This is a genomic window from Oribacterium sp. P6A1 (genome assembly GCF_000702885.1).
Lineage (GTDB): Bacteria > Bacillota > Clostridia > Lachnospirales > Lachnospiraceae > Oribacterium.
The window spans coordinates 1-21,882 of record NZ_JNKO01000001.1 but is presented as its reverse complement, the minus strand read 5'-3'; the positions used below and the strand labels follow the sequence as shown (position 1 = coordinate 21,882).

Genomic DNA, 21,882 nt, shown 5'->3' with positions numbered 1-21,882 from the left:
TACAGAGTATTTCATGATATCATGAGATACTCTGTTTCTTAGCTGTCAGCATGGGCTTCCATACAGCCTTTAAAGCGGAATGACTTTTATCACTCTGTGCTGTATGGCAGCAGAATTCAGTTTTGGACTTAAAGCCATAACTTTTTATTCTATTTTTATATATAACTTGACATGCCTTAATCTGTCTGCTAAGATTTCACTTGCATAAAAAAGCGATGCGTGGCTCAGCTTGGTAGAGCGCTGCGTTCGGGACGCAGAGGTCGCAAGTTCGAATCTTGTCGCATCGACTAACCCTTGGGACTGACTCAGTACGAAAGTACCGGGTCTTTTCTTTTATTATCATTTTCTTCGTGCTAGACTGTTGCTATTACCAGTTATAGAATTAATCTAGTTCAAAAACAAGGCTGCTATGAGTTATCATGAGTGGCATAGTATGAGCATTGTGATCTTGTTCATCGTCACAATTATCTGTATGTGGTCGGGTTACAGGATGACACATCCTGTAAAAAAGAAACAGAAGACTAAGATGATCCTGTGCTTTTACCAAATATCTAAATCCGAAATACTGCGAGTATAAATCTCATGCATTGTACAGCCAACACATCACCATGCTGCATAGATTTTTGTATTCTTACAAGTATCTATCCTGTTACATAAGTACCTTGCACCTGATTTATGCCGTAAATCAAAAGAACGAAGGAGCTTTGAAGTAAAATGAGAAAAGAAACCAAATGTATAGAAGCAGGGTATACACCAAAGAATGGCGAGCCAAGAATGATTCCCATCATTCAGAGCACTACTTTCAAGTATGATACCAGTGCTGATATGGGTAAGCTGTTTGATCTTGAAGCGGAAGGCTACTTCTATACAAGACTTCAAAATCCTACAAACGATTTTGTTGCCGCAAAGATAGCTGCCCTTGAGGGCGGAACCGCTGCCATGCTCACCTCATCAGGTCAGGCAGCATCATTCATCTCGGTATTCAACCTTGCCAATGCAGGAGATCATGTAATCGCATCTTCAAGCATCTATGGCGGAAGCTTCAATCTTTTCAATGTCACCATGAGAAAAATGGGCATTGATTTCACTTTCGTTGATCCTGACTGCAGTGATGAAGAGCTTGAGGCTGCCTTCAAGCCAAACACTAAGGCAGTATTCGGCGAAACCATCGCTAACCCCGCACTGATTGTTTTTGATATCGAAAGATTTGCTGCAGCCGCACATAAGCATGGTGTTCCTCTTATCGTAGACAATACCTTTGCAACACCTATTAACTGCAGACCTTTTGAATGGGGGGCTGATATCGTTATCCATTCAACAACAAAATACATGGATGGTCATGACGCAACAGTAGGCGGTGTTATCGTTGATTCAGGAAAGTTTGACTGGATGGCACATGCCGACAAATTCCCGGGTCTCTGCACTCCCGACGAGTCATATCACGGAATAACCTATGCAGAGAAGTTCGGAAAGGAAAAAGCCTATATCACAAAGGCAACAGCCCAGCTTATGCGTGACCTTGGTTCCATACCTTCACCCATGAACTGTTATCTCCTTAACCTGGGTCTCGAGTCTCTTGCAGTGAGAATGGAGAGACATTGCAGGAATGCTCAGAAAGTGGCTGAATTCCTTCAGGAAAATGCCAATGTTTCCTACGTGACATATCCCGGCCTTCCCGGGGACAAGTACTACGAGAGAGCTCAGAAGTACATGCCTGATGGAACCTGCGGTGTTATTTCCTTCGGTGTAAAGGGAGGACGAAAGACAGCAGAGGAATTCATGAAGCACCTTAAGCTTGCTATCATTGCAACTCACGTTGCAGATGCACATACCTGTGTTCTTCACCCGGCATCATCCACCCATCGCCAGCTGACAGACGAGGAGCTTCTTGCAGGCGGTGTAAAGCCGGATATGGTTCGTCTTTCCGTAGGCATCGAGAATGTTGATGATATCATAGAGGATCTCAAGCAGGCTCTTGAAGCTTCACAGAAGGCATAAGTTCTATAAAGGGAATTATTCTCATATCAGATATCCGGGTCATCCGATTCCGGCTTAACATCTTGTTCCCACTGTGATTTCTCACATATCTGCGTATAGTTTTTTGTGAGTATTGACATCAAGTACTTGCTTGACGATGTGCGGGAAAACCATTAAAATCTCATCGTCATAATATGCCCATTATATGGTTGGGCGTTTCTACAAGCTGCCATTAACAGCACCTTATGACTTTTATTTGTCATAAGATTCTGTTAGTGGCAGCTTGTATTTTGCCGAAATATACAATGATCGGTATATATTCAGTCCTTTTTAAAAGCACAAAGGGAAAAATAATTATTTGAGGGGAAATAAATGAACACTAAATTTGATGTAATCATAATCGGCGCCGGTCCGGGAGGAATATTTGCAGCCTATGAGCTCATGAAGCTTCAGCCTTCTCTTTCCGTTGCAGTATTTGAGGCCGGAAATCCTCTGGAGAAGAGAAAATGTCCTATCGACGGCGACAAGATAAAGTCATGCATCAACTGTCCGACCTGCTCCATCATGAGCGGATTCGGCGGAGCAGGAGCCTTTTCGGACGGCAAGTACAACATTACCAATGCCTTCGGCGGAACACTCTACGAGCATGTGGGAAGAGAAAACGCTACAGATCTTATGAAGTATGTTGATACCATCAATATGACTCACGGAGGAGAGGGCACAAAGCTTTACTCCACCTCAGGATCCGAGTTCAAGAAAAAGTGTATCCAGAGCAGACTTACACTTCTTGACGCATCCGTTCGTCATCTGGGAACCGACAAAAACTATATCGTTCTTGATAACATCTACAAGGAAATGAAGGACAAGGTTCAGTTCTTCTTCAGAACACCGATTGAAAAGGTAAAGAAACTTGATGACGGTTATGAAGTTGATTATAAAGACGGTACTGCTTCCTGTAAGTACTGTGTTATCTCCGTAGGCCGCAGCGGCAGCAAATGGATGAAAACAGTATGTGATGATCTCAAGATCCCTACAAAGTCAAACAGAGTGGATCTTGGTGTAAGAGTGGAGCTTCCTGCAGTTGTATTTGAAGACATTACAAATGCGCTTTATGAAGGAAAGATCGTTTATCAGACCCAGAAGTTTGAAGACTCTGTCCGTACCTTCTGTATGAACCCTCACGGAGCGGTGGTTAATGAGAACACAAACGGTATCATCACAGTAAACGGTCACAGCTACGAGGACCCGTCTCTTCAGACAGAGAATACCAATTTCGCCCTGCTTGTCAGCAAGCATTTCTCAGAGCCATTCAAAGACAGCAACGGCTACGGCGAAAGCATTGCCAGACTCTCCAACATGCTGGGAGGCGGAGTTATCGTTCAGCGTTTCGGAGATCTCGAAAGAGGACGCCGCAGTACAGTGAAGAGAATCGAAGAGGGAACAGTGAGACCTACTCTTAAGGCCACACCGGGAGATCTCAGTCTCGTACTTCCAAAGCGCATACTCGACGGCATCATCGAGATGATTTACGCTCTTGATAAGATTGCTCCGGGTACTGCCAATGATGACACCCTGCTTTATGGTGTAGAGGTCAAGTTCTATAACATGGAGGTTTCGGTGGATGACAAACTCGAGACCATTTATCCTGATCTTTTCTGCATCGGAGACGGAAGCGGAGTCACTCATTCACTTTCACATGCAAGTGCCAGCGGTGTCCACGTAGCAAGAGAGATATCAAAGAGAATCGGATAAGACGGATATAAGAAACTACTGATTTAATCAGCGTTTCCTAAGATCCTAATTCGGATGGCAGGGATTTTTAAAGGAAATTGCTGCTTCGCATGGATAATCCGGCCGGAGAAACACTTTAATCAGTATTTCCCTAAATAACAGATATTTTTACTATAAGAGGCATACCATCGGGTAATGCCTCTTTTTCTATGTCAGGTTATACATTCTATGAAGTTATATCATATTATCTTTTCATAATTCATATTGCATTTTCATTTTTCGATATTTATAATTTTTAATTGTGAAGGTCACTAATAATTATCAGTATACATATACATGAATTATGGTTTTTGACCGAAATACACGAAAAAATGATTGCTGCACATCATGGAGCGATTGTCGAAATTATAATATTTTGGAGGAATAAAAATGGCAGAACCAAGATTATTTTATGAAAAAGACTGTGATATATCTTTTCTTAACGGAAAGAAGATCTGCATCATCGGATATGGTTCTCAGGGACATGCACATGCACTTAACCTGAAGGAATCCGGCTGTGATGTAGTAGTTGGACTCTATGAGGGTTCAAAGTCAAAGGCAAAGGCTGAGTCTCAGGGACTTACAGTTCTTCCTACAGCAGAAGCTGTTAAGCAGTCTGACATCATTATGATCCTCATCAATGATGAGCTTCAGGCAGGCATGTACAAGAAAGATGTCGAGCCTAACTTAAAGGCCGGCGATATGCTCATGTTTGCTCATGGTTTCAACATCAACTACAAGCTTATCGTTCCTCCTGCTGACGTAGATGTTGCTATGATCGCTCCTAAGGCTCCTGGTCATACAGTTCGTTCCGAGTATCAGGCAGGTAAGGGAACCCCTTGTCTTGTTGCCATCCATCAGGATGCTACAGGTCACGCACTTGACTATGCTCTTGCATACGGTGCAGGAATCGGCGGTGCACGTGCAGGTCTTCTTGAGACAACATTCAAGACCGAGACAGAGACCGACCTTTTCGGTGAGCAGGCTGTTCTTTGCGGCGGTGTCTGCGCACTTATGCAGGCAGGCTTCGAGACTCTCGTTGAAGCAGGCTATGACCCACGTAATGCTTACTTCGAGTGTGTACACGAGATGAAGCTTATCGTTGACCTCATCTATCAGTCAGGCTTTGCAGGCATGAGATATTCCATCTCAAACACAGCCGAGTTCGGTGACTATGTAACAGGTCCAAAGATCGTTACAGAGGATACAAAGAAGGCTATGAAGAAGATCCTTGCTGACATCCAGGACGGAACATTTGCATCTGAGTTCCTTCAGGATATGAACAACGGTAAGGTTCACTTCCAGGCAATGAGAGCAAAGGCTGCCCAGCACCCGACAGAGACTGTAGGTGCGGATATCAGAAAGCTCTACAGCTGGAACAATGAATCAGACAAGCTCGTAAACAACTGATAAAAAGGATCCTTCGGTCTTTATTAATTAAATAAAACAAACCTCAGACCGGCTGTTATGTTCTGCATAACGCCGGTCTGTTAAGTTATTTATATCCCCGTCACATTAAAAACTTATGTGTTAATCCGCAACAGAATGGAGCCCTTATGAAAAACCTTTTATCAAATCTTATAGTGTACGGAAATCTGAAACATGATGAAACTCTGGACACCATAGCCGTCATTTCGGATGCAGCGGAAGCCGGAGAAGAAGCAAAGGTATTCAGCTTGCTTTCCGCCTGCTTCGATCAGGTTCATAAAATCATGGAAACAGCCACAAACTACGGCTTTACAGACGATCTCTGGGCCGGATACATTACCTTCCTTCTCATGACAGATGAGAATCCTCTGGCCATGATATCTGAAAATGCCTCTATTCCGGAAGGTTCTGCGGCTCATTTTGCAAAGCATGATTTCGAATACATCATCCGCCTTATGCATTATGATTTCTCAAAGCTGGAAGACCTGCTCTGCACCGACTGTTTCACCACACTCCAGAACTATCACGCAGTAAAAAAGCATGAGCGTATGTATTTCAGTTACATCTCAAAAACAGTAAATGAGTTAAAGGATAAACTTCTTGCTGCCGGAACCGCTGATGAATTCTATGACGCTGTAGGTAAGTATTATCATGAGCATGGTGTGGGCATGTTCGGTCTCAACAAAGCTTTCCGTATAAGAAACGACCAGGACGGCACCCCTGAGCTTATTCCCATAAACAACCTTGATGCCGTAAACTACGATGATCTGGTTGGATACGAGCTTCAGAAGAAGCAGATTTTCGACAATACCCGGAACTTCATCGAAGGAAAACGTGCCAACAACGTACTTCTTTACGGTGATGCCGGAACAGGAAAGTCCACTACCATCAAGGCGACACTTAACGAGTTCTATCCTGAGGGCCTTCGTCTCATCGAAATCTACAAGCACCAGTTCAAGGATCTTTCATATGTGATTTCCAGGGTAAAGACCCGTAATTACAAGTTCATCATTTACATGGACGACCTTTCCTTTGAGGACTTCGAGATCGAGTACAAGTACCTGAAGGCAGTTATCGAAGGCGGAATGGAAACAAAGCCCGACAACATTCTCATCTACGCCACATCCAACCGCCGCCACCTCATAAAAGAAAGTACTGCGGATCGTGATGATATGGGGGCAGGCGGAGATGTTCATCATTCCGATACCCTTGAGGAAAAGCTGTCTCTGGTTGACCGCTTCGGACTCAATATTCTTTATACGAAGCCTACCTTCCAGGAATTCCAGCAGATCGTCATAAGCCTCGCACGTAAGCATGGCATCGATATGCCTGAAAAGGAGCTTCTTGCAAAGGCCAATGTCTGGTCCGTAAGAAAGGGCGGCCATACCGGCAGAGTAGCACAGCAGTTCATCAATTCCCTGAATCCGTAAATGGCGCTATATCTCTTATAACTTTTTGTTCATTGACATGCCGACTTCGGAATCGCATAATTGTTGTACAAGTTTTAGAACATTCATGGCAGGAAGCTGTCCTTTTGATCTTATTGGATCGTACAGCTTTGAGTCTCTTGTTTTTACATCATCAGGATCATGTTTTGAAACTATTTCAATGAAAGGTGACGCAAAGACGCATGAGTAATTACAGTGTTATTACATCTGTCATTATTATTCTCGTGAACATTATTGTGATTAACAATAGTGCTTATTTGCGTAAAGCTTTTCAAGATTGATAAGACAGATATGTTTTTAAACCTTGCAGCTTTACAACTGCAAGGTTATTTTTTTGGTAATTTGTTGTATAGTTATATTTATAATTTATACTAAATATTTTTAACATTTCGCTTGGTTTTGGTAACACATTCACATATATAAATTCACCATCAAAGGAGTTTAAAGATATGAGATTAAAAGGCGCAGAAATCCTGATAGAGGAGCTTATCAAACAGGGTGTTGATACAGTTTTCGGTTATCCCGGCGGTGCTGTTCTGGATATTTATGACGAGCTTTATAAAAGTTCAGACAGAATCAATCATGTGATCACTGCCCACGAGCAGGGAGCATGTCATGCTGCTGACGGTTATGCAAGAGCCACCGGAAGAACAGGCGTTGTCATCGCCACCTCAGGTCCGGGTGCAACAAATCTTGTAACAGGTATCGCCAATGCATATCTTGATTCCGTTCCTCTGGTTGCCATCACCGGCAATGTCTCCATCAATGCTTTAGGACGTGACAGTTTCCAGGAAGTTGATATCGTAGGTATCACCCAGCCTGTTGTTAAACACAATTTCATGGTACGCCACGTACAGGAGCTGGAGCAGACCATCAAGGAAGCATTTCTCATCGCAAACTCAGGACGTAAGGGTCCGGTTCTTATAGACATTCCAAAGAGCGTTCAGACAGATCTCTGTGAATACGGAATCGCGGTTGTTCCGCGCATGCCTGACAAGCCCAAGGTTCCTTTCGTAAAGGAAAAGGTTCTGGAAGCCATCAGAAACTGTCAGAGACCTTTCATCTACTGCGGAGGCGGAGTTATCTCTGCCAATGCCGAGAAGGAGGTTCTGGAGCTTTCACATCGTCTGGATGCACCTGTAGGACTCAGTATGATGGGAAGAACAGCATTGCCGGATTCCTACGAATACAATCTGGGAATGTGCGGAATGCACGGTCAGTACGCCGCCACAAAGGCTCAGTCCGAATGTGATCTCATGCTTGCAGTGGGAGTACGTTTCTCAGACAGAGCCACAGGTGATATCAATGAATACACCAGAAAGTGCACAGTCATCCATATCGATATAGATAAGGCCGAATTCGGAAAGAATGTAAATTCAGACTTCTGTTTACAGGGTGATGTAAAGACCATACTTCAGGATCTTCTTTCAGAACTCAAGGGAGTTCGCCATCAGGAGTGGAGAAATGAAGTAGAGGAGTTCAAGAAGGTAGTGATTCCCGATCGTCCCGGTGAGTTCTGTCCGAAGAACATCATAAATGCAGTAAGAAAGCACACAACCGATACAACAGTTGTTGCAACGGATGTGGGACAGCATCAGATGTGGACCGTTCAGTTCTACGACTTTGAAGCTCCTAGAACTCTTCTTACTTCAGGTGGTCTTGGAACCATGGGATACGGTCTGGGAGCTGCCATCGGAGGATGTATCGGCTCAGGAAGAAAGAGAACCGTTCTTTTCACATCGGAAGGTTCCTTCGGAATGAATCTCAATGAACTCTGTACCGTAGTCAGTCAGGATCTTCCCATCACTGTTGTAATCCTCGATAACAATGTTCTCGGTATGGTAAGACAGTGGCAGGGAATCTTCTACGAGGGAAGATATTCCCAGACAACCCTTAACAGAAAAACTGACTTCGCAGCCCTTGCAGACGCCTTCGGAGCAAAGGGATATTCGGTATCCACTCTTGAAGAACTTGAAAAGGTACTGACAGAGACCGATACCGGAGATACAGGTTCCTACGTAATTGATTGTCATATAAATCAGGATGAAAAGGTTCTTCCGATGATCCCGCCCGGAAAGTCAATAAAGAACATCATACTGAAGGATTAAACAGGAGGTTTTTATGGAAGAGAGATTCATTATCGATCTTTGGGTAAATAACCGTTTCGGCGTACTCAACAGGATCACAGGCCTTTATTCAAAGCGGGGCTACAATATCGAGACAATTCATGCCGGTCCTACGGATATTCCCGGAGTGACGAAGATAGAGATCGTTTCCACAGGAGATGACTATATGAGAACCCAGGTCATATCCCAGCTTGAAAAGCTCTACGATATCCGGAAGGTTGACTTAAGAACAGAAATGATGGAAGACTAAAAGATTTGGGAGGAATTATGAACGAATTAACATTGGACAGGGTCTATCAGGCAGCACACGTACTTAAACCGGTTATCAACAAGACAGAACTTGTACATGCCACCAGAATCGATGCAGGCTGCGATCTCTACTTAAAGGCTGAGAATCTTCAGAACACCGGATCATTCAAGATCAGAGGCGCATACTACAAGATTTCAACCCTTACTGATGAAGAGAAAGCCAAGGGAGTTGTTGCATGCTCAGCCGGAAATCATGCACAGGGCGTTGCTCTTGCAGCACAGCGCGCAGGAATCAGGTCAACCATCTTCCTGCCTGCCATAGCACCTATTTCCAAGGTGGAGGCTACAAAGAGCTACGGTGCGGAGATTCGTTTGATTGACGGTGTTTATGATGACGCTTATGCCGCTTCTGTAGAATATCAGAAGGAGTCGGGAGCTGTGTTCATCCATCCTTTCAATGATGTTGATGTAATCGCAGGCCAGGGAACCATCGGTATGGAGATCTGTGATCAGCTTGCAGATGCAGACGCCGTTGTTGTTCCTGTAGGAGGAGGCGGACTCATCTCCGGAGTCAGCTTCGTAGTAAAGAAGCTTAATCCCAACTGTAAGGTATACGGTGTCCAGGCAGCAGGTGCCGCCAGCATGGTAGAAGCCATAAAGGACAAAAAGGTAGAAGCTCTAAGTGAGGTTCATACCTTTGCAGACGGTATCTCCGTAAAGTGCCCGGGAGATGTCACCTTCGATATGGTAAATAAATATGTTGATGAAGTCGTAACGGTTACAGACGACGAAACAGCAGCAGCCATCCTCACACTTATGGAGAAGCAGAAGGTTGTTTCAGAGGGTGCAGGTGCAGTTTCCGTAGCTGCAGTACTTTTCAACAAGATTCCTGTAAAGGGCAAGAAGGTTGTCTGCGTGGTATCAGGCGGCAATATCGATGTAAATATCCTTTCACGCGTAATCAACAGAGGTCTTATCAAAACCGGAAGAAAGGCAACTCTCACCATCGAGCTTCTGGATAAGCCGGGTCAGCTGGAGGAGGTATCACATATCGTTGCTTCCATGGGTGCCAATGTCACAAAGGTTGACCATAACACCATCTCCATGGACACAGACATCAACGGATGCTATCTTACTCTACAGATGGAAACAAGAAACTTCGAACACATCGAAGCCATCAGATCAAAGTTCGTGGAAGAAGGCTTCAAGCTGGTCTGATATCCGGGCAATATCAGGAAATGCCATGCTGCAGCGATGTAATGACAAAATGCGATATCGGACCGAATCTCATTTTGCCATCAGGCATTCCCTCCACATTTGCTGAAGCACGAGTGGAAAAAGACTTATGACATTTATATCAATCTTTTAAAGGAGATATCAATATATGACAGGTGCAGACGCTTTAGTTAAATGTCTCCAGAATGAACATGTTGAATATGTTTTCGGATATCCGGGAGTTGCCATAGCTCCCTTTTTCAACAGCATTCTGGACACAGACATTAAGACCGTACTGGTCCGTCAGGAACAGAATGCAGCCCATTCCGCAAACGGTTATGCAAGAGCCACCGGAAATGTGGGCGTGGCAGCAGTTACCTCAGGTCCCGGTGCCACAAATATCATCACAGGTATAGCCACTGCCTTTGCAGACAGCATTCCTATAGTGGTCATCACCGGACAGGTGAAGAGCAGTCTTGTGGGTTCAGATGTGTTTCAGGAAGCAGATATCTCAGGAGCCTGCGAATCTTTCGTTAAGTATTCCTATATAGTACGTGACGCAGGAGACATTCCCCGCATCATGAAGGAGGCATTTTACATTGCCAATTCAGGGCGAAGAGGACCTGTGCTCATTGATATCCCTATAGACGTTCAGCAGGCCGAAATAAAGGAATTTAAGTACCCGGATGAAGCAAAATTAAGAACCTATAAACCTACCGTACAGGGAAATACGGTACAGATCAAAAAGGTTTTTGCGAGACTCAAAGAGGCAAAGCGTCCTATCATCTGCGTAGGCGGGGGAGTTCACCTGGCAAGGGCTGTTAATGCTGTAAGAAGCTTTGCCGACAACAACAGGATCCCTGTAGTCTGCACCATGATGGGTATAGGCGTAATGAAGTCCAACGATCCCATGTTTTTCGGCATGGTCGGAAACAACGGTAATTCCTACGGAAACCGCGCCATGAATGAGGCTGACATGATCATCATGGTGGGTGCCAGAGTTGCGGACAGAAGCATTAGCCAGCCAGACCTCATTACTGAGAACAAGACGCTTGTCCACATAGATGTTGACCCTGCAGAAATCGGAAAAAACGCCGGACCTGAGATTCCTCTTGTAGGTGATATCGCAAGCGTTTTTGAGGTTTTCAATCAGCAGGATTGCGACTCCGAGTACAACGAGTGGGTTGACAGACTTAAGGCCTACAAAAAGGAGACTGAGGACAAGAAGCTTCAGAAGCTCCTGGAGAGGGTGAGAAAATCTTCAACCGTCACTCCCGAAGAATTTATCATTGAGCTCTGTCAGAAGATGAAGGATGATGCTGTTTATGTTGCGGATGTAGGACAGAACCAGATGTGGAGCTGCGGAAACTACATCATGCGTAACGGACGTTTTTTCACATCAGGTGGTATGGGAACCATGGGTTATTCCATCCCGGCGGCTCTCGGCGCGAAGCTTGCAGATCCAAAGAAGCAGGTGGTTGCGGTAATAGGCGACGGTGCCTTCCAGATGTGCCTTATGGAGCTTGCCACCATGCGTCAGTACGGTGTGCCTGTAAAGATCGCAGTCATTAAAAACGGCTGGCTCGGTCTCGTAAGGCAGTATCAGCATTTTACCTATAAGGACAGATTCTCGGTTACGGATCTTTCAGGAAGTCCGGAGCTTGATAAGATAGCCGAAGCTTACGGCGTGAAATACATCAAACTTTCAAACAACAGCGAGATGGCCGAAAAGCTGGATGATTTCCTTGAAAAGGATGAATCCATACTTATGGAAGTCACTGTTGACCCATCAGAGATAGCTTAAGGAGGACCAAATGAAACGAATATATTCTTGCCTTGTTGAGAACAGATCCGGTGTTCTTGCCAAGGTAGCCGGTCTTTTCTGGAGACGCTGCTTCAACATCGATTCTCTGACTGTTGGTGAAACCGAGGATAAGACTGTTTCCAATATGGTCATCGTTTCAAGCGGTGACGAACGCACTCTCGAACAGATAGAGAAGCAGCTCAACAAGAAGCTTGATATAATAAAGGTAAAGACCTTTGATGAAAGCGAAGGTATAAGTCAGGAACTGGTTCTCGTAAAGATCAGATACAACCGTGACAACAGAAAAGACATCATGGAGAACTGCCAGATCATGGGAGCCCGAATCGTGGATCTTTCAAAGTCCATGATGACCATAAAGATGTGCGATACCCCTGAGAGAGTTCAGATGTTCCTTGACACTCTTAAATCTATACGTATAGTAGAACTTGCGCGAACCGGAACTCTCGCTATAACGAAGATTAAAGATCAGGGTGAGGAGAAATAATACTCAAATCTGTTCTATCCGGTTCTGATAAATATAACTTTCGGAATTACCATAGAACGAAAAAGCACGACAAAATATTTTATGGATATCATTAGTAATTGATAAATGCCATTTATTATGAAGGTGGTAAAATCATATTAATTCAATCTAAAGGAGATAAATCAATGGAAGTTGTATCAACAAATAATGCACCTGCAGCAATCGGACCTTATTCACAGGCCATGAAGGTGGGAAATCTTGTATTCTGTTCAGGTCAGATTCCTGTTGATCCTGCTACAGGAAACGTTGCAGAAACAGTAGCAGAACAGGCAGAGCAGAGCTGCAAAAATGTAAAGGCCCTGGTAGAGGCTGCGGGAAGCTCTATGGATAAGGTTGTTAAGACTACCTGCTTCTTAAGCGATATCAACGACTTCGCTGCATTCAACGAAGTATATGCAAAGTACTTTGTATCAAATCCTGCAAGATCCTGCGTTGCAGTAAAGGACATTCCTAAGGGTGTGAAGTGCGAGATCGAGGCTATTGCAGAGCTTTAAATGCTAAAGGCCGGCCGGTATAAAGCCAAAAAGAAATATTGAATCGGAAGGGGGCTTCGTTAGATGAAGCCTCCTTTTATATTTGATACCGGAAGGCTTCCGACTTTGCACCCCATCTATTTTATGTACAAACGTTCGCAAATTATTGCGGAGATGGGCTCAAAATGCTATGCTTTACGTATTATTTGATATCGGGAGGTGTGTATGAGCTGTATTCGTGAACAACTTGAAGAGCTGGAAGAGAAAACATTATCTCCTTATGCAGCATTATCCAAAAACTCGGAAGGACGTGACCGATTTGAAGAGCCGGATGATATCAGACCATGCTATGAGAGAGATCGAGACCGCATCATCCACTGTAAGGCATTCAGAAGACTGAAGCATAAGACACAGGTCTTTATAGCGCCTGAAGGTGATCACTACCGTACCAGACTCACACACACTCTGGAGGTAAGTCAGATCGCCCGTACCTTCGGAAAAGCCCTTCGTCTCAATGAAGACCTGATAGAAGCCATTGCCCTAGGACATGACCTGGGACATACCCCCTTCGGACACAGCGGAGAAAGAGTTCTGGATGATCTTTGCCACGAAAAATTCTCTCATGTCGAACAGAGCGTCAGAGTCGTTGAGGTTCTGGAAAAAGGCGGAAGGGGACTTAACCTTACAAAGGAAGTACGTGACGGAATTCTCAACCACCGTACCTCGGGACACCCTCACACACTGGAGGGCCAGGCAGTACGTTTTGCAGACAAGATCGCCTATATAAATCATGACACAGACGATTCCATCCGCGCAGGACTTATTAAAGAAAGTGACATCCCGAAAGAAATAACCGATGTGCTGGGTCATTCTGTAAAAGAACGTCTCAACACCCTGATACATGATGTGATTTACAATTCTCAGGATCAGAAAGAGCTTCGTATGTCCCGTGAGGTAGAGACAGCCATGCAGATTCTGAGACAATGGATGTTCGACCACATTTACATCGGCGGTGCCGCAAAGGCTGAAGAGGTGAAGGTAAACCGGATGATCCGCCTTCTTTTCAACTACTACATGGAGCATCCTGAATCCATGACCTCTGAGTATACCACCATGCTTGAAAATATGCTTTCGGCAATCAGATCAGATGATCCCATGAAGGAAAAGAAGATCCTGCTGGCCCATGAAAGAAGCGTGTGTGATTACATCGCCGGCATGACAGATGACTACTGTATATATAAATTCAAAGAGTATTTTGTTCCCATCGGATGGCAGAAATACTGATTCATATGGATCTTCCGGAATTTTATTGGGTAGGTCCTTATGGGATGCATGGCACACAACTATGTGCTTTGCCATCATTTGAAATACTCAATACCTCATATTTGTAAACAAACTGGAGAGTACCACATTGTTTTATCCTGAAGAGACAGTTCAAGAATTAAGATCCCGGGCTGACATAGTTGATGTCATCGGGCAGTATGTAAATCTGAAAAAAAAGGGAGCCAACTATTTCGGTCTGTGTCCCTTTCACGGAGAAAAGACAGCCTCATTTTCCGTAAATCCCCGTATGCAGATCTTTCACTGCTTCGGCTGCGGAAAGGGTGGAGATGTCATTAAGTTCACCATGGAATATGAGAACCTGACCTTTCCCGAGGCCGTAAAAAAAATAGCCGATGATGTAGGCTACAAGCTCCCGGAGATAGAACAAAGCGCCGAACAGAAAAAGGATACGGATCTTCGAATCAAGCTGCTTGATATAAATAAAAAAGCGGCAGTTTATTTTTTCAACGCTCTGAGAAACCCTGTGGGTCAGAACGGCATGAACTATTTTAAGAAACGTGAACTGAGTGACGAGACTCTTCGGGCATGGGGACTGGGCTACGCCGACCAGACAAGGGACGGATTGTATCAGTACCTGAAGAATGCAGGTTTCGATGACAACATTCTCCATGATTCCGGACTCATAACCTTTTCTGAAAAGGGTATCTATGACAAATTCTTCAACCGTGTCATGTTTCCTATCATGGATGCCAACAACCGTGTCATCGGTTTCGGAGGACGTGTCCTGGGAGATGGAGAGCCGAAATACCTGAACAGTCCGGAAACAAGACTCTTTGACAAATCAAGAAATCTTTTCGGTCTTTGTTATGCCAAAAAATCCCGGAAAAAGTTCTTCATTCTATGCGAGGGTTATATGGACGTCATACAGCTCCATCAGGCCGGCTTTAACAATGCTGTTGCATCCCTTGGAACCGCCCTCACAGAACAGCAGTGCAAACTTCTCAAGCGTTATGTCAGCGACATTCTCCTGACCTATGACTCGGACGGTGCCGGTATTAACGCCGCTAAAAGAGCCATGCCCATGCTGAAAGCAGTAGGAATCAACACAAAGGTCATTAATATGCGTCCCTACAAGGATCCTGATGAATTTATCAAGGCCATGGGTGTTGATAAATTCCAGGAGCGCATAGACAATGCCAAAAACAGTTTTCTCTGGCTTATAGACGTGCTGAAACAGGACTATGATCTTTCGGATCCTGCAGGCATGACACAGTACACAAATGAAGTCGCTTCAAAGCTCAGTGAGATAAAGGAGCCTATAGAGCGGGAGAACTATATAAAGGCTGTTGCCAGAGAACAGATGATAGATTACGACAGCCTCCGTAAGCTGGTTAATCACATGGGGGATCTCCGCGAAAGAAATAACTCGCCTCTAAACGAAAAGATCTACAACCATACCAGCTTCACACAGGAAAAGAAAAATGTGAAGAAAAAGGAAAGTGCTCTTCAGAAATCCGAGAAGCAGCTTATTACCTGGCTTCAGGAAAAGCCAGAGCTCATTCCGAAGGTCAGGGAGTATATCTTCCCAGAGGATCTCAGTGACCCATCCATGCAGAAGGTTCTCTCCATGGTCTATAATGAGACGCCTGCCAATGAGATTCTGGACAGCTTCAGAGACTCAGATGAGGAGTACGAAAAAGTTGCCGGCATGTTCAACGGAAATCTGCTTTCAGATGACACCGATGAATATGAGTTCAAACGTGGACTGGAAGATGTGATACGAAACATCAAACTCACCTCATTAAATAAAAAAATAGAAAATGAAATCGATCCCCACATGCTGACAGAGCTTTTCAAACAGCAGTCGGATCTTCAGAATTTAAAGCTTTAACAGAATCACTTATTCCGGAATAGGGATATCCTGAATGGATATAAGAACCTTATCTCCAAAGTATTTGATATTCACCGGAACAGGAGATTCAGAATGACATTATATGAATTTACCGTACAGATTAAAAAAAATAGCAGAGATGGTTCCTCCTTCTGAAACCATTGCGGATATAGGCTGCGACCACGCCTATGTGTCCATAGAGCTGGTGCGTTCAGGGAAAGTGAGAAGAGCCCTGGCCTGTGACATTAACAAAGGCCCCTTAAACAGCGCGGCACAGAATATCGCAGGGGAGGGACTGTCTGAAAAAATAGAAACAAGACTCAGTGACGGGCTCAGGGAAGTAAAACCCCATGAAGCGGATACTGTCATCATCGCAGGCATGGGCGGACTTTTGATGGAAAGAATCCTCACCGGACGGCTTCAGGATTTTAACCGTTTTGTTCTTTCACCTCAGTCGGACATCGAACACTTCCGTCATTTCCTGATAGACAACGGGATGAACATCATAGAAGAAGAGATGCTGATTGACGAAAAGAAGTACTATACCATCATTACTGCGGTTCCCGTAAAAACAACAAAAGCTAATCCTGATGAAACGCTTCCCTCTTGTGATGATTCTTTGTCACAGGGCAAAGCCGGCAGCTTTACTCCGGATGAAACTTTGGATTTCTACAAAAATGATGAGGATTTCATCTACGGCGGTATCCTTCTTAGGGATAAAAACGAGACACTTCTCAGCTTTCTTCAAAAAGAGAAACTGCGATATGAGGGAATCCTGGAAAAAACCGCAAATGAGACTGTCAGAAAGTCCTATGAGATTTGTCTTAAGGCATTGGAGGCATACAGATGATAACAGTAAGAGATATAGTTGAGAGGCTTGATAAGCTTGCACCTAAAGCTTCTGCCTGTGACTGGGACAATCCGGGACTTCTGGTGGGCAGGAACGACAAGGAAGTGAGTAAGGTCTATGTGGCACTTGATGCGACACAGGAGGCTGTCACCGAAGCCATTGAATCCGGCTGTGATCTCATAGTCACGCATCATCCTGTGATATTCAGAGGCATTAAGGCCATAAACGATGAGTCCTCTCTGGGGCTGAAGCTTCTTGACCTCATTCAGAATGATGTTTCGGTCTACTCCATGCACACGAACTATGACAGCTGCCCGGGAGGTATGGCAGACATAGTCTGTGAAACACTGGGGCTTAAAAAGCTCTCTGTTATGGAAGCTACGGGATACACCCCTAAAGACTCCGAAAACGGCGGTTCCTTCGGTTCAATGCTTCCCACCCCGGAACCTGACACTGATACAGATGGAAACATCGCCGATATAAATGAATATGGTATCGGTTTTGTTGCAAAGCTTTCTCATACCATGACCTGTGATGAACTGGCAAAACTCGTGAAGGATAAATTCCATCTTCCTTTTGTCGGATTCTATGATGCAGGAGCCCCCATCAGGACCATCGCCTGCTGTCCCGGTTCCGGCAGAGGAGAACTTAAGGAAGTCATGAAGCTTCATGTGGATGCTTTTATCAGCGGAGATATGGGGCATCACGAAGGACTTGACCTTACAGAAGAGGGTATAAGCCTTATAGATGCAGGACACTATGGTCTTGAGCATATATTTGTGGAACACATGTGCAGTTTCCTTTCGGAATCTTTTCCCGAGGTGGAGATCATAAAGGATGAAACCGGATTTCCGGTAAAATATATTTAAACAGCCCCGTTTTCCACTTTCGGGATCATGTCATGTGAAGCTTACTACGATACCTTTTTATACTGAAAATTTTACTTAATATCACTGTTTGTGCCGCGTTTTTTGCGGCGGAATGGAGATCAACATGACAATCACAGCAAAGGGACAAACACAGGAATTTCCAACAGGAACAACTTTTATTGAAGTAGCCAGACATTTTCAGCCTCTGTACGAGCATGAGATCCTGCTTGCACGGTACAACAACATGCTTTATGAGCTTTATCATACAGTACCTGGAGACGGCGAGATTCATTTCATTACCTGCACGGAAAAGATAGGTCAGTCAACCTATGAGAGATCCGCCATATTCATGATGCTAAAAGCCTTCTACAATGTCTGCGAAGATGTCAAGGACTTCGGAGTGGTTGTTGATTATACATTGGGCGGCGGATACTACTGTTACCTTAGAGGTGAAGTAAAACCTACACCGGAACTTCTTCAAAAAGTAAAAGCCAGGATGGATGAGTATCATGAAAAAAGCATTCCTATACTCAAGAAGTCTGTCAGCACCAGAGAGGCCATCAGGATTTTCCGTGAAAACGGAATGGTCAGCAAGGAACGTCTTTTCCACTTCAGAATGACAGGAAGCGTCAACCTCTATTACATGGGGAATTTTGTTGATTATTTCTACGGCTACATGGTGCTGAACACAAGCTATATAAAGTACTATGATCTTATTCCTTACGGTGAAGGTTTTGTTCTTATGCTTCCTACCCGCAGCACTCCTGAAAAGGTGGCAGCTTTCGTACCTCAGAACAAGCTGTATGAAGTAGAACATACATCCTCAAAGTGGGCTTCAAAGATCGGCTGTTCAAGTATCGGTTCCCTGAATGAGATGATCATGAACGGTTATTCCGATGACTTGATCCTTATGCAGGAAGCTCTTTTCGAAAAGACCATCGGAAACATCGCCATGGATATCGCAGAGAAAAACAAGAGGGTGGTTATGATAGCGGGACCTTCAAGCTCCGGCAAGACCACATTTTCAAGACGCCTCAGCATCCAGCTGAAGGCACTGGGATTTAATCCTCACCCAATCTCTGTTGACAATTACTTCAGAGACAGAGACCTGGCGCCTCTTGATGAAAACGGAAACAAGGATTTCGAGTCCATCAAGTGTGTAGACGTAGAGCAGTTCAACAGCGATATGCTGAAGCTCCTTCAGGGCGAGACCATCCAGCTTCCCCGCTACAATTTCTTCACAGGAACGAGAGAGTATAAAGGGGATTTCTGCAAGCTCGGTGCCAATGATGTTCTGGTAATCGAGGGTATACACTGCCTGAATGATGAGATGTCTTCCTCACTGTCCGATAACGACAAGTACAGGATATACATTTCATCTCTTACGCAGATTAATGTTGACGCCCACAACCGCATCGCCACCACAGACGGAAGACTTCTCCGCCGCATAGTCCGTGACAACAGAACAAGAGGCTACAGTGCAAAGAACACCATTGCCATGTGGGAGAATGTCAGAAAGGGAGAAGATAAAAATATCTTCCCGTATCAGGAAAGCGCAGATGTAATGGTCAACTCCAGCATGATTTACGAGCTTCCGGTTTTGAAGATTTTTGCAGCTCCGCTTCTTTTCCAGATACAGAGAGGAGATCCGGAACATGTTGAAGCAAAACGTCTTCTCAAGTTCCTGGATTACATCCTTCCTATAAGTCCGGAGCTCATTCCTCAAACCTCCATCGTGCGGGAGTTCATCGGCGGAAGCTGCCTGGATGTAGGTTAGGTTATTGCCTGTAACGCAGGTTTCAGAAAGAATATACACAGGTTTCAAAAAGAAAAAGCACTTGTATTATCTGTGAATTGATAGTACAATTTTAGTTCGAGTATCGGATGTGGTCGCTGCCAGTATAAGGGAAACCGGCTGGGAGAGGAAAGTCCGGGCTTCACAGAGCAGGATGCCTGCTAACGGCAGGTTGCGGTGACGCACAGGAAAGTGTAACAGAGAACAGACCGCCGGCTTTTGCCGGTAAGGGTGAAACGGCAGTGTAAGAGACTACCGCGCGACTGGTGACAGGAGCGGCATTATAAACCCCATTCGAAGAAAGACCAAATAGGAAACATATGGCTGCTCGTCAGTTTCCGGGTAGGTTGATTGAGACGTATGGCAACATACGCCCTAGATAGATGACCACTTGATACATAACCCGGCTTATTACGATACTCGATCCTAAGATTTTGAGACTGCCCTGAAGGAGGATTAACTCCTTTGGGGCAGTTTTTTCATTTTCGAACAAATCCCTCTCAATTCCAACCATTTTAATACTTTTTATAAGTTTTTATTGAAATTTAATTTATTAATGTTATAATAACTTTTGTGAGTTGTAAGCGCTTACATATATTGTTCTATTTCAATTTGAGGGGATTGAGTATGAAACGAAATATATGGAATCGCAGCTAAAGCAGAGGGTATAGAATAGTAAAACTCAGGATATATAAAAAACAGCCTGATGCGGATGAAAGGTAATGTCAAAGACTTTATCTTTACATCAGAACAGTGGTTCCTTCGGGAGCCGCTGTTTTTTTGTATGTAAACTATTTAAATCCTAACTTATTCTCCGTACTTAATAATTTTATGTATCAACAATATTAATTACCTCATATTTAATACTTAAAATTATAGAATATTTTTTAGTAATCCCTGTCGAAATAAGTTATTGGGATAATATGCAACACACATTTCTGTGCAATATGTTATTTGGAAGGGATTATTGATATGAGAAGAAAATTCAAACAATGCAGAACTATCTTAATGGTATTCAACAGTGAATCGGTCTCTATAAGCAGTTAGATTCATGAATTGATATGAATGTCAAAAGTATCTGTCACTAAGTTATTAAGTTAAAGAGGATGTGAAAATGAAAGATCATTTCCACATCCTCTTTTTGATGTACAAAAAACACAAAAATCAGAGTTTTTTGCCAAATAGACATTAAAATTTACCGAATAGACGCGAATCATTGTGCCAATAATGCATTAATGGTACAGTTTATCTATCAAAAAAACGTGAACAAAAGGAATTAGAAAGATTCCTAAAAAATTTCGACTAAGACAGGAGGATAAGAAAATGTCAGAGAATAAGAACATGGAACTTAATGATAAGATGATGGCGAATGCTACGGGTGGTAATGCTGAAGAAAGAGGACGTACTGCAATAGGAACAGTAGTTGGCCCTGGTGTTTCAGGAGATCCGACGATTTACAAGGTACATGCGGATGACGGGCGAGATATAAGCGCTCACTATTGGGCAATCGGAAAGCTGCTGGAGCCGGGTACAAGGGTGAAAGTTGAACTAATAGGACAAGCCAAATGGGAGATTATTCAATTCCTTTGATGAGAAGAACAACACAACAAGGAGGAAACAGATATGTCAGAGAATAAGAACATAGAACTTAATGATGATATGATGGCTAAGGTATCTGGCGGTGTCAGCGAGGCGAATGCACCAACTCCAAAATACAAAGTTGGTGATCAAGTTCTTTTAGCAGAATATCCACAGTTTGGTGCGTATAGTCACTAATTACAATAAAGAATGATTATAAATATATAAGATTTTTTATATTCAATGTTGTGGCTATTTTTGGGGGGTAGAAGAAGATGATAGCTCAGAGAGTAGAGAAACATCTGATAAAACATAATAGTCCGTTCTACTCAATGTTCTGTGACTTTACCCATAAATCAAAGAATCTCTATAATCATGCAAACTATCTAGTCCGTAGCGAATTTGTCAAAAATGATAAATGGCTTCGGTACGGAGATATGGATAAGCTGTTAAAAGCAGATCTTGAATTTGATGATTACAAACAGATGCCTACCGCTCAGTCGGCTCAACAAATCCTTCGTTTATTGGAAAAGGACTGGAAGTCATTCTTTACGGCTATTAAAGACTGGTCTAAACATAAA

Annotated in this window: 17 protein-coding genes, 1 tRNA gene, 1 other RNA gene, 1 pseudogene and 1 riboswitch; all 20 genes and pseudogenes read left to right on the top strand. The window is 43.8% G+C overall.

Annotation, left to right across the window (positions count from 1 at the left end; all coding sequences use genetic code 11):
- Positions 1–213 precede the first annotated feature (213 nt).
- Positions 214–287: transfer RNA gene (locus T515_RS00090), tRNA-Pro, on the top strand.
- A 427-nt stretch (positions 288–714) separates the two neighbouring features.
- A complete protein-coding gene (locus tag T515_RS00085) occupies positions 715–1,998 on the top strand; it encodes an O-acetylhomoserine aminocarboxypropyltransferase/cysteine synthase family protein (protein WP_036606265.1) in 1,284 nt (427 codons plus the stop codon).
- Between the two features lie 146 nt (positions 1,999–2,144).
- Positions 2,145–2,243, top strand: a riboswitch (purine riboswitch).
- A 106-nt stretch (positions 2,244–2,349) separates the two neighbouring features.
- Complete coding sequence (locus T515_RS00080; RefSeq protein WP_036606263.1) at positions 2,350–3,729, top strand: NAD(P)/FAD-dependent oxidoreductase; 1,380 nt, start codon at positions 2,350–2,352, stop codon at positions 3,727–3,729.
- A gap of 408 nt (positions 3,730–4,137) precedes the next feature.
- The gene (ilvC, locus tag T515_RS00075; protein ID WP_036606261.1) at positions 4,138–5,157 is read left to right on the top strand and encodes a ketol-acid reductoisomerase; all 1,020 of its coding nucleotides are present in this window, start codon (positions 4,138–4,140) and stop codon (positions 5,155–5,157) included.
- A 146-nt stretch (positions 5,158–5,303) separates the two neighbouring features.
- Positions 5,304–6,605 (top strand): ATP-binding protein, encoded by a 1,302-nt coding sequence (locus T515_RS00070; protein ID WP_036606260.1) that lies wholly within the window; start codon positions 5,304–5,306, stop codon positions 6,603–6,605.
- Between the two features lie 467 nt (positions 6,606–7,072).
- Positions 7,073–8,731: a biosynthetic-type acetolactate synthase large subunit gene (gene ilvB / locus T515_RS00065; protein WP_036606258.1), complete on the top strand. Its 1,659-nt coding sequence runs from the start codon at positions 7,073–7,075 to the stop codon at positions 8,729–8,731.
- A 13-nt stretch (positions 8,732–8,744) separates the two neighbouring features.
- Entirely contained in the window at positions 8,745–8,999 is a 255-nt protein-coding gene (ilvN, locus tag T515_RS00060; protein ID WP_036606254.1) for an acetolactate synthase small subunit, read from the top strand.
- A 17-nt stretch (positions 9,000–9,016) separates the two neighbouring features.
- Entirely contained in the window at positions 9,017–10,216 is a 1,200-nt protein-coding gene (gene ilvA / locus T515_RS00055) for a threonine ammonia-lyase (protein WP_036606251.1), read from the top strand.
- A 166-nt stretch (positions 10,217–10,382) separates the two neighbouring features.
- A complete protein-coding gene (gene ilvB, locus T515_RS00050; RefSeq protein ID WP_036606249.1) occupies positions 10,383–12,017 on the top strand; it encodes a biosynthetic-type acetolactate synthase large subunit in 1,635 nt (544 codons plus the stop codon).
- 10 nt (positions 12,018–12,027) lie between these two features.
- Positions 12,028–12,522, top strand: a complete 495-nt coding sequence (gene ilvN, locus T515_RS00045; RefSeq protein WP_036606247.1) for an acetolactate synthase small subunit — start codon at positions 12,028–12,030, stop codon at positions 12,520–12,522.
- Between the two features lie 164 nt (positions 12,523–12,686).
- A complete protein-coding gene (locus T515_RS00040; protein ID WP_036606245.1) occupies positions 12,687–13,055 on the top strand; it encodes a RidA family protein in 369 nt (122 codons plus the stop codon).
- A gap of 204 nt (positions 13,056–13,259) precedes the next feature.
- A complete protein-coding gene (locus T515_RS00035) occupies positions 13,260–14,318 on the top strand; it encodes a deoxyguanosinetriphosphate triphosphohydrolase (protein ID WP_036606244.1) in 1,059 nt (352 codons plus the stop codon).
- A 127-nt stretch (positions 14,319–14,445) separates the two neighbouring features.
- Positions 14,446–16,209 carry a DNA primase gene (dnaG, locus tag T515_RS00030; RefSeq protein WP_036606243.1) on the top strand — a complete coding sequence of 588 codons (1,764 nt, stop codon included), beginning with the start codon at positions 14,446–14,448 and terminating at the stop codon, positions 16,207–16,209.
- A gap of 103 nt (positions 16,210–16,312) precedes the next feature.
- A complete protein-coding gene (locus T515_RS00025; protein ID WP_051671272.1) occupies positions 16,313–17,059 on the top strand; it encodes a class I SAM-dependent methyltransferase in 747 nt (248 codons plus the stop codon).
- Positions 17,056–17,928, top strand: a complete 873-nt coding sequence (locus T515_RS00020) for a Nif3-like dinuclear metal center hexameric protein (protein ID WP_036606242.1) — start codon at positions 17,056–17,058, stop codon at positions 17,926–17,928. The genes T515_RS00025 and T515_RS00020 overlap by 4 nt, the downstream gene beginning before the upstream one ends.
- Positions 17,929–18,052: 124 nt before the next feature.
- The gene (locus tag T515_RS00015; RefSeq protein WP_036606241.1) at positions 18,053–19,705 is read left to right on the top strand and encodes a nucleoside kinase; all 1,653 of its coding nucleotides are present in this window, start codon (positions 18,053–18,055) and stop codon (positions 19,703–19,705) included.
- Between the two features lie 97 nt (positions 19,706–19,802).
- Positions 19,803–20,150: RNase P RNA component class A (gene rnpB / locus T515_RS16240), an RNA gene on the top strand.
- Between the two features lie 896 nt (positions 20,151–21,046).
- Entirely contained in the window at positions 21,047–21,313 is a 267-nt protein-coding gene (locus T515_RS00010; protein ID WP_036606240.1) for a hypothetical protein, read from the top strand.
- Positions 21,314–21,346: 33 nt separating this feature from the next.
- Positions 21,347–21,499, top strand: a complete 153-nt coding sequence (locus T515_RS17250) for a hypothetical protein (RefSeq protein ID WP_155988215.1) — start codon at positions 21,347–21,349, stop codon at positions 21,497–21,499.
- Positions 21,500–21,576: 77 nt separating this feature from the next.
- Positions 21,577–21,882, top strand: a pseudogene (locus tag T515_RS00005) (hypothetical protein); the annotation flags it as partial.

Coding starts and splice junctions, on each gene's coding strand:
- ilvB (WP_036606249.1), top strand. CDS start 10,383: ATGACAGGTGCAGACGCTTTAGTTAAATGTCTCCAGAATGAACATGTT.
- T515_RS00035 (WP_036606244.1), top strand. CDS start 13,260: ATGAGCTGTATTCGTGAACAACTTGAAGAGCTGGAAGAGAAAACATTA.
- ilvN (WP_036606254.1), top strand. CDS start 8,745: ATGGAAGAGAGATTCATTATCGATCTTTGGGTAAATAACCGTTTCGGC.
- ilvN (WP_036606247.1), top strand. CDS start 12,028: ATGAAACGAATATATTCTTGCCTTGTTGAGAACAGATCCGGTGTTCTT.
- T515_RS00080 (WP_036606263.1), top strand. CDS start 2,350: ATGAACACTAAATTTGATGTAATCATAATCGGCGCCGGTCCGGGAGGA.
- T515_RS00070 (WP_036606260.1), top strand. CDS start 5,304: ATGAAAAACCTTTTATCAAATCTTATAGTGTACGGAAATCTGAAACAT.
- T515_RS17250 (WP_155988215.1), top strand. CDS start 21,347: ATGTCAGAGAATAAGAACATAGAACTTAATGATGATATGATGGCTAAG.
- T515_RS00040 (WP_036606245.1), top strand. CDS start 12,687: ATGGAAGTTGTATCAACAAATAATGCACCTGCAGCAATCGGACCTTAT.
- ilvC (WP_036606261.1), top strand. CDS start 4,138: ATGGCAGAACCAAGATTATTTTATGAAAAAGACTGTGATATATCTTTT.
- ilvA (WP_036606251.1), top strand. CDS start 9,017: ATGAACGAATTAACATTGGACAGGGTCTATCAGGCAGCACACGTACTT.
- T515_RS00020 (WP_036606242.1), top strand. CDS start 17,056: ATGATAACAGTAAGAGATATAGTTGAGAGGCTTGATAAGCTTGCACCT.
- T515_RS00010 (WP_036606240.1), top strand. CDS start 21,047: ATGTCAGAGAATAAGAACATGGAACTTAATGATAAGATGATGGCGAAT.
- T515_RS00025 (WP_051671272.1), top strand. CDS start 16,313: ATGAATTTACCGTACAGATTAAAAAAAATAGCAGAGATGGTTCCTCCT.
- T515_RS00085 (WP_036606265.1), top strand. CDS start 715: ATGAGAAAAGAAACCAAATGTATAGAAGCAGGGTATACACCAAAGAAT.
- ilvB (WP_036606258.1), top strand. CDS start 7,073: ATGAGATTAAAAGGCGCAGAAATCCTGATAGAGGAGCTTATCAAACAG.
- T515_RS00015 (WP_036606241.1), top strand. CDS start 18,053: ATGACAATCACAGCAAAGGGACAAACACAGGAATTTCCAACAGGAACA.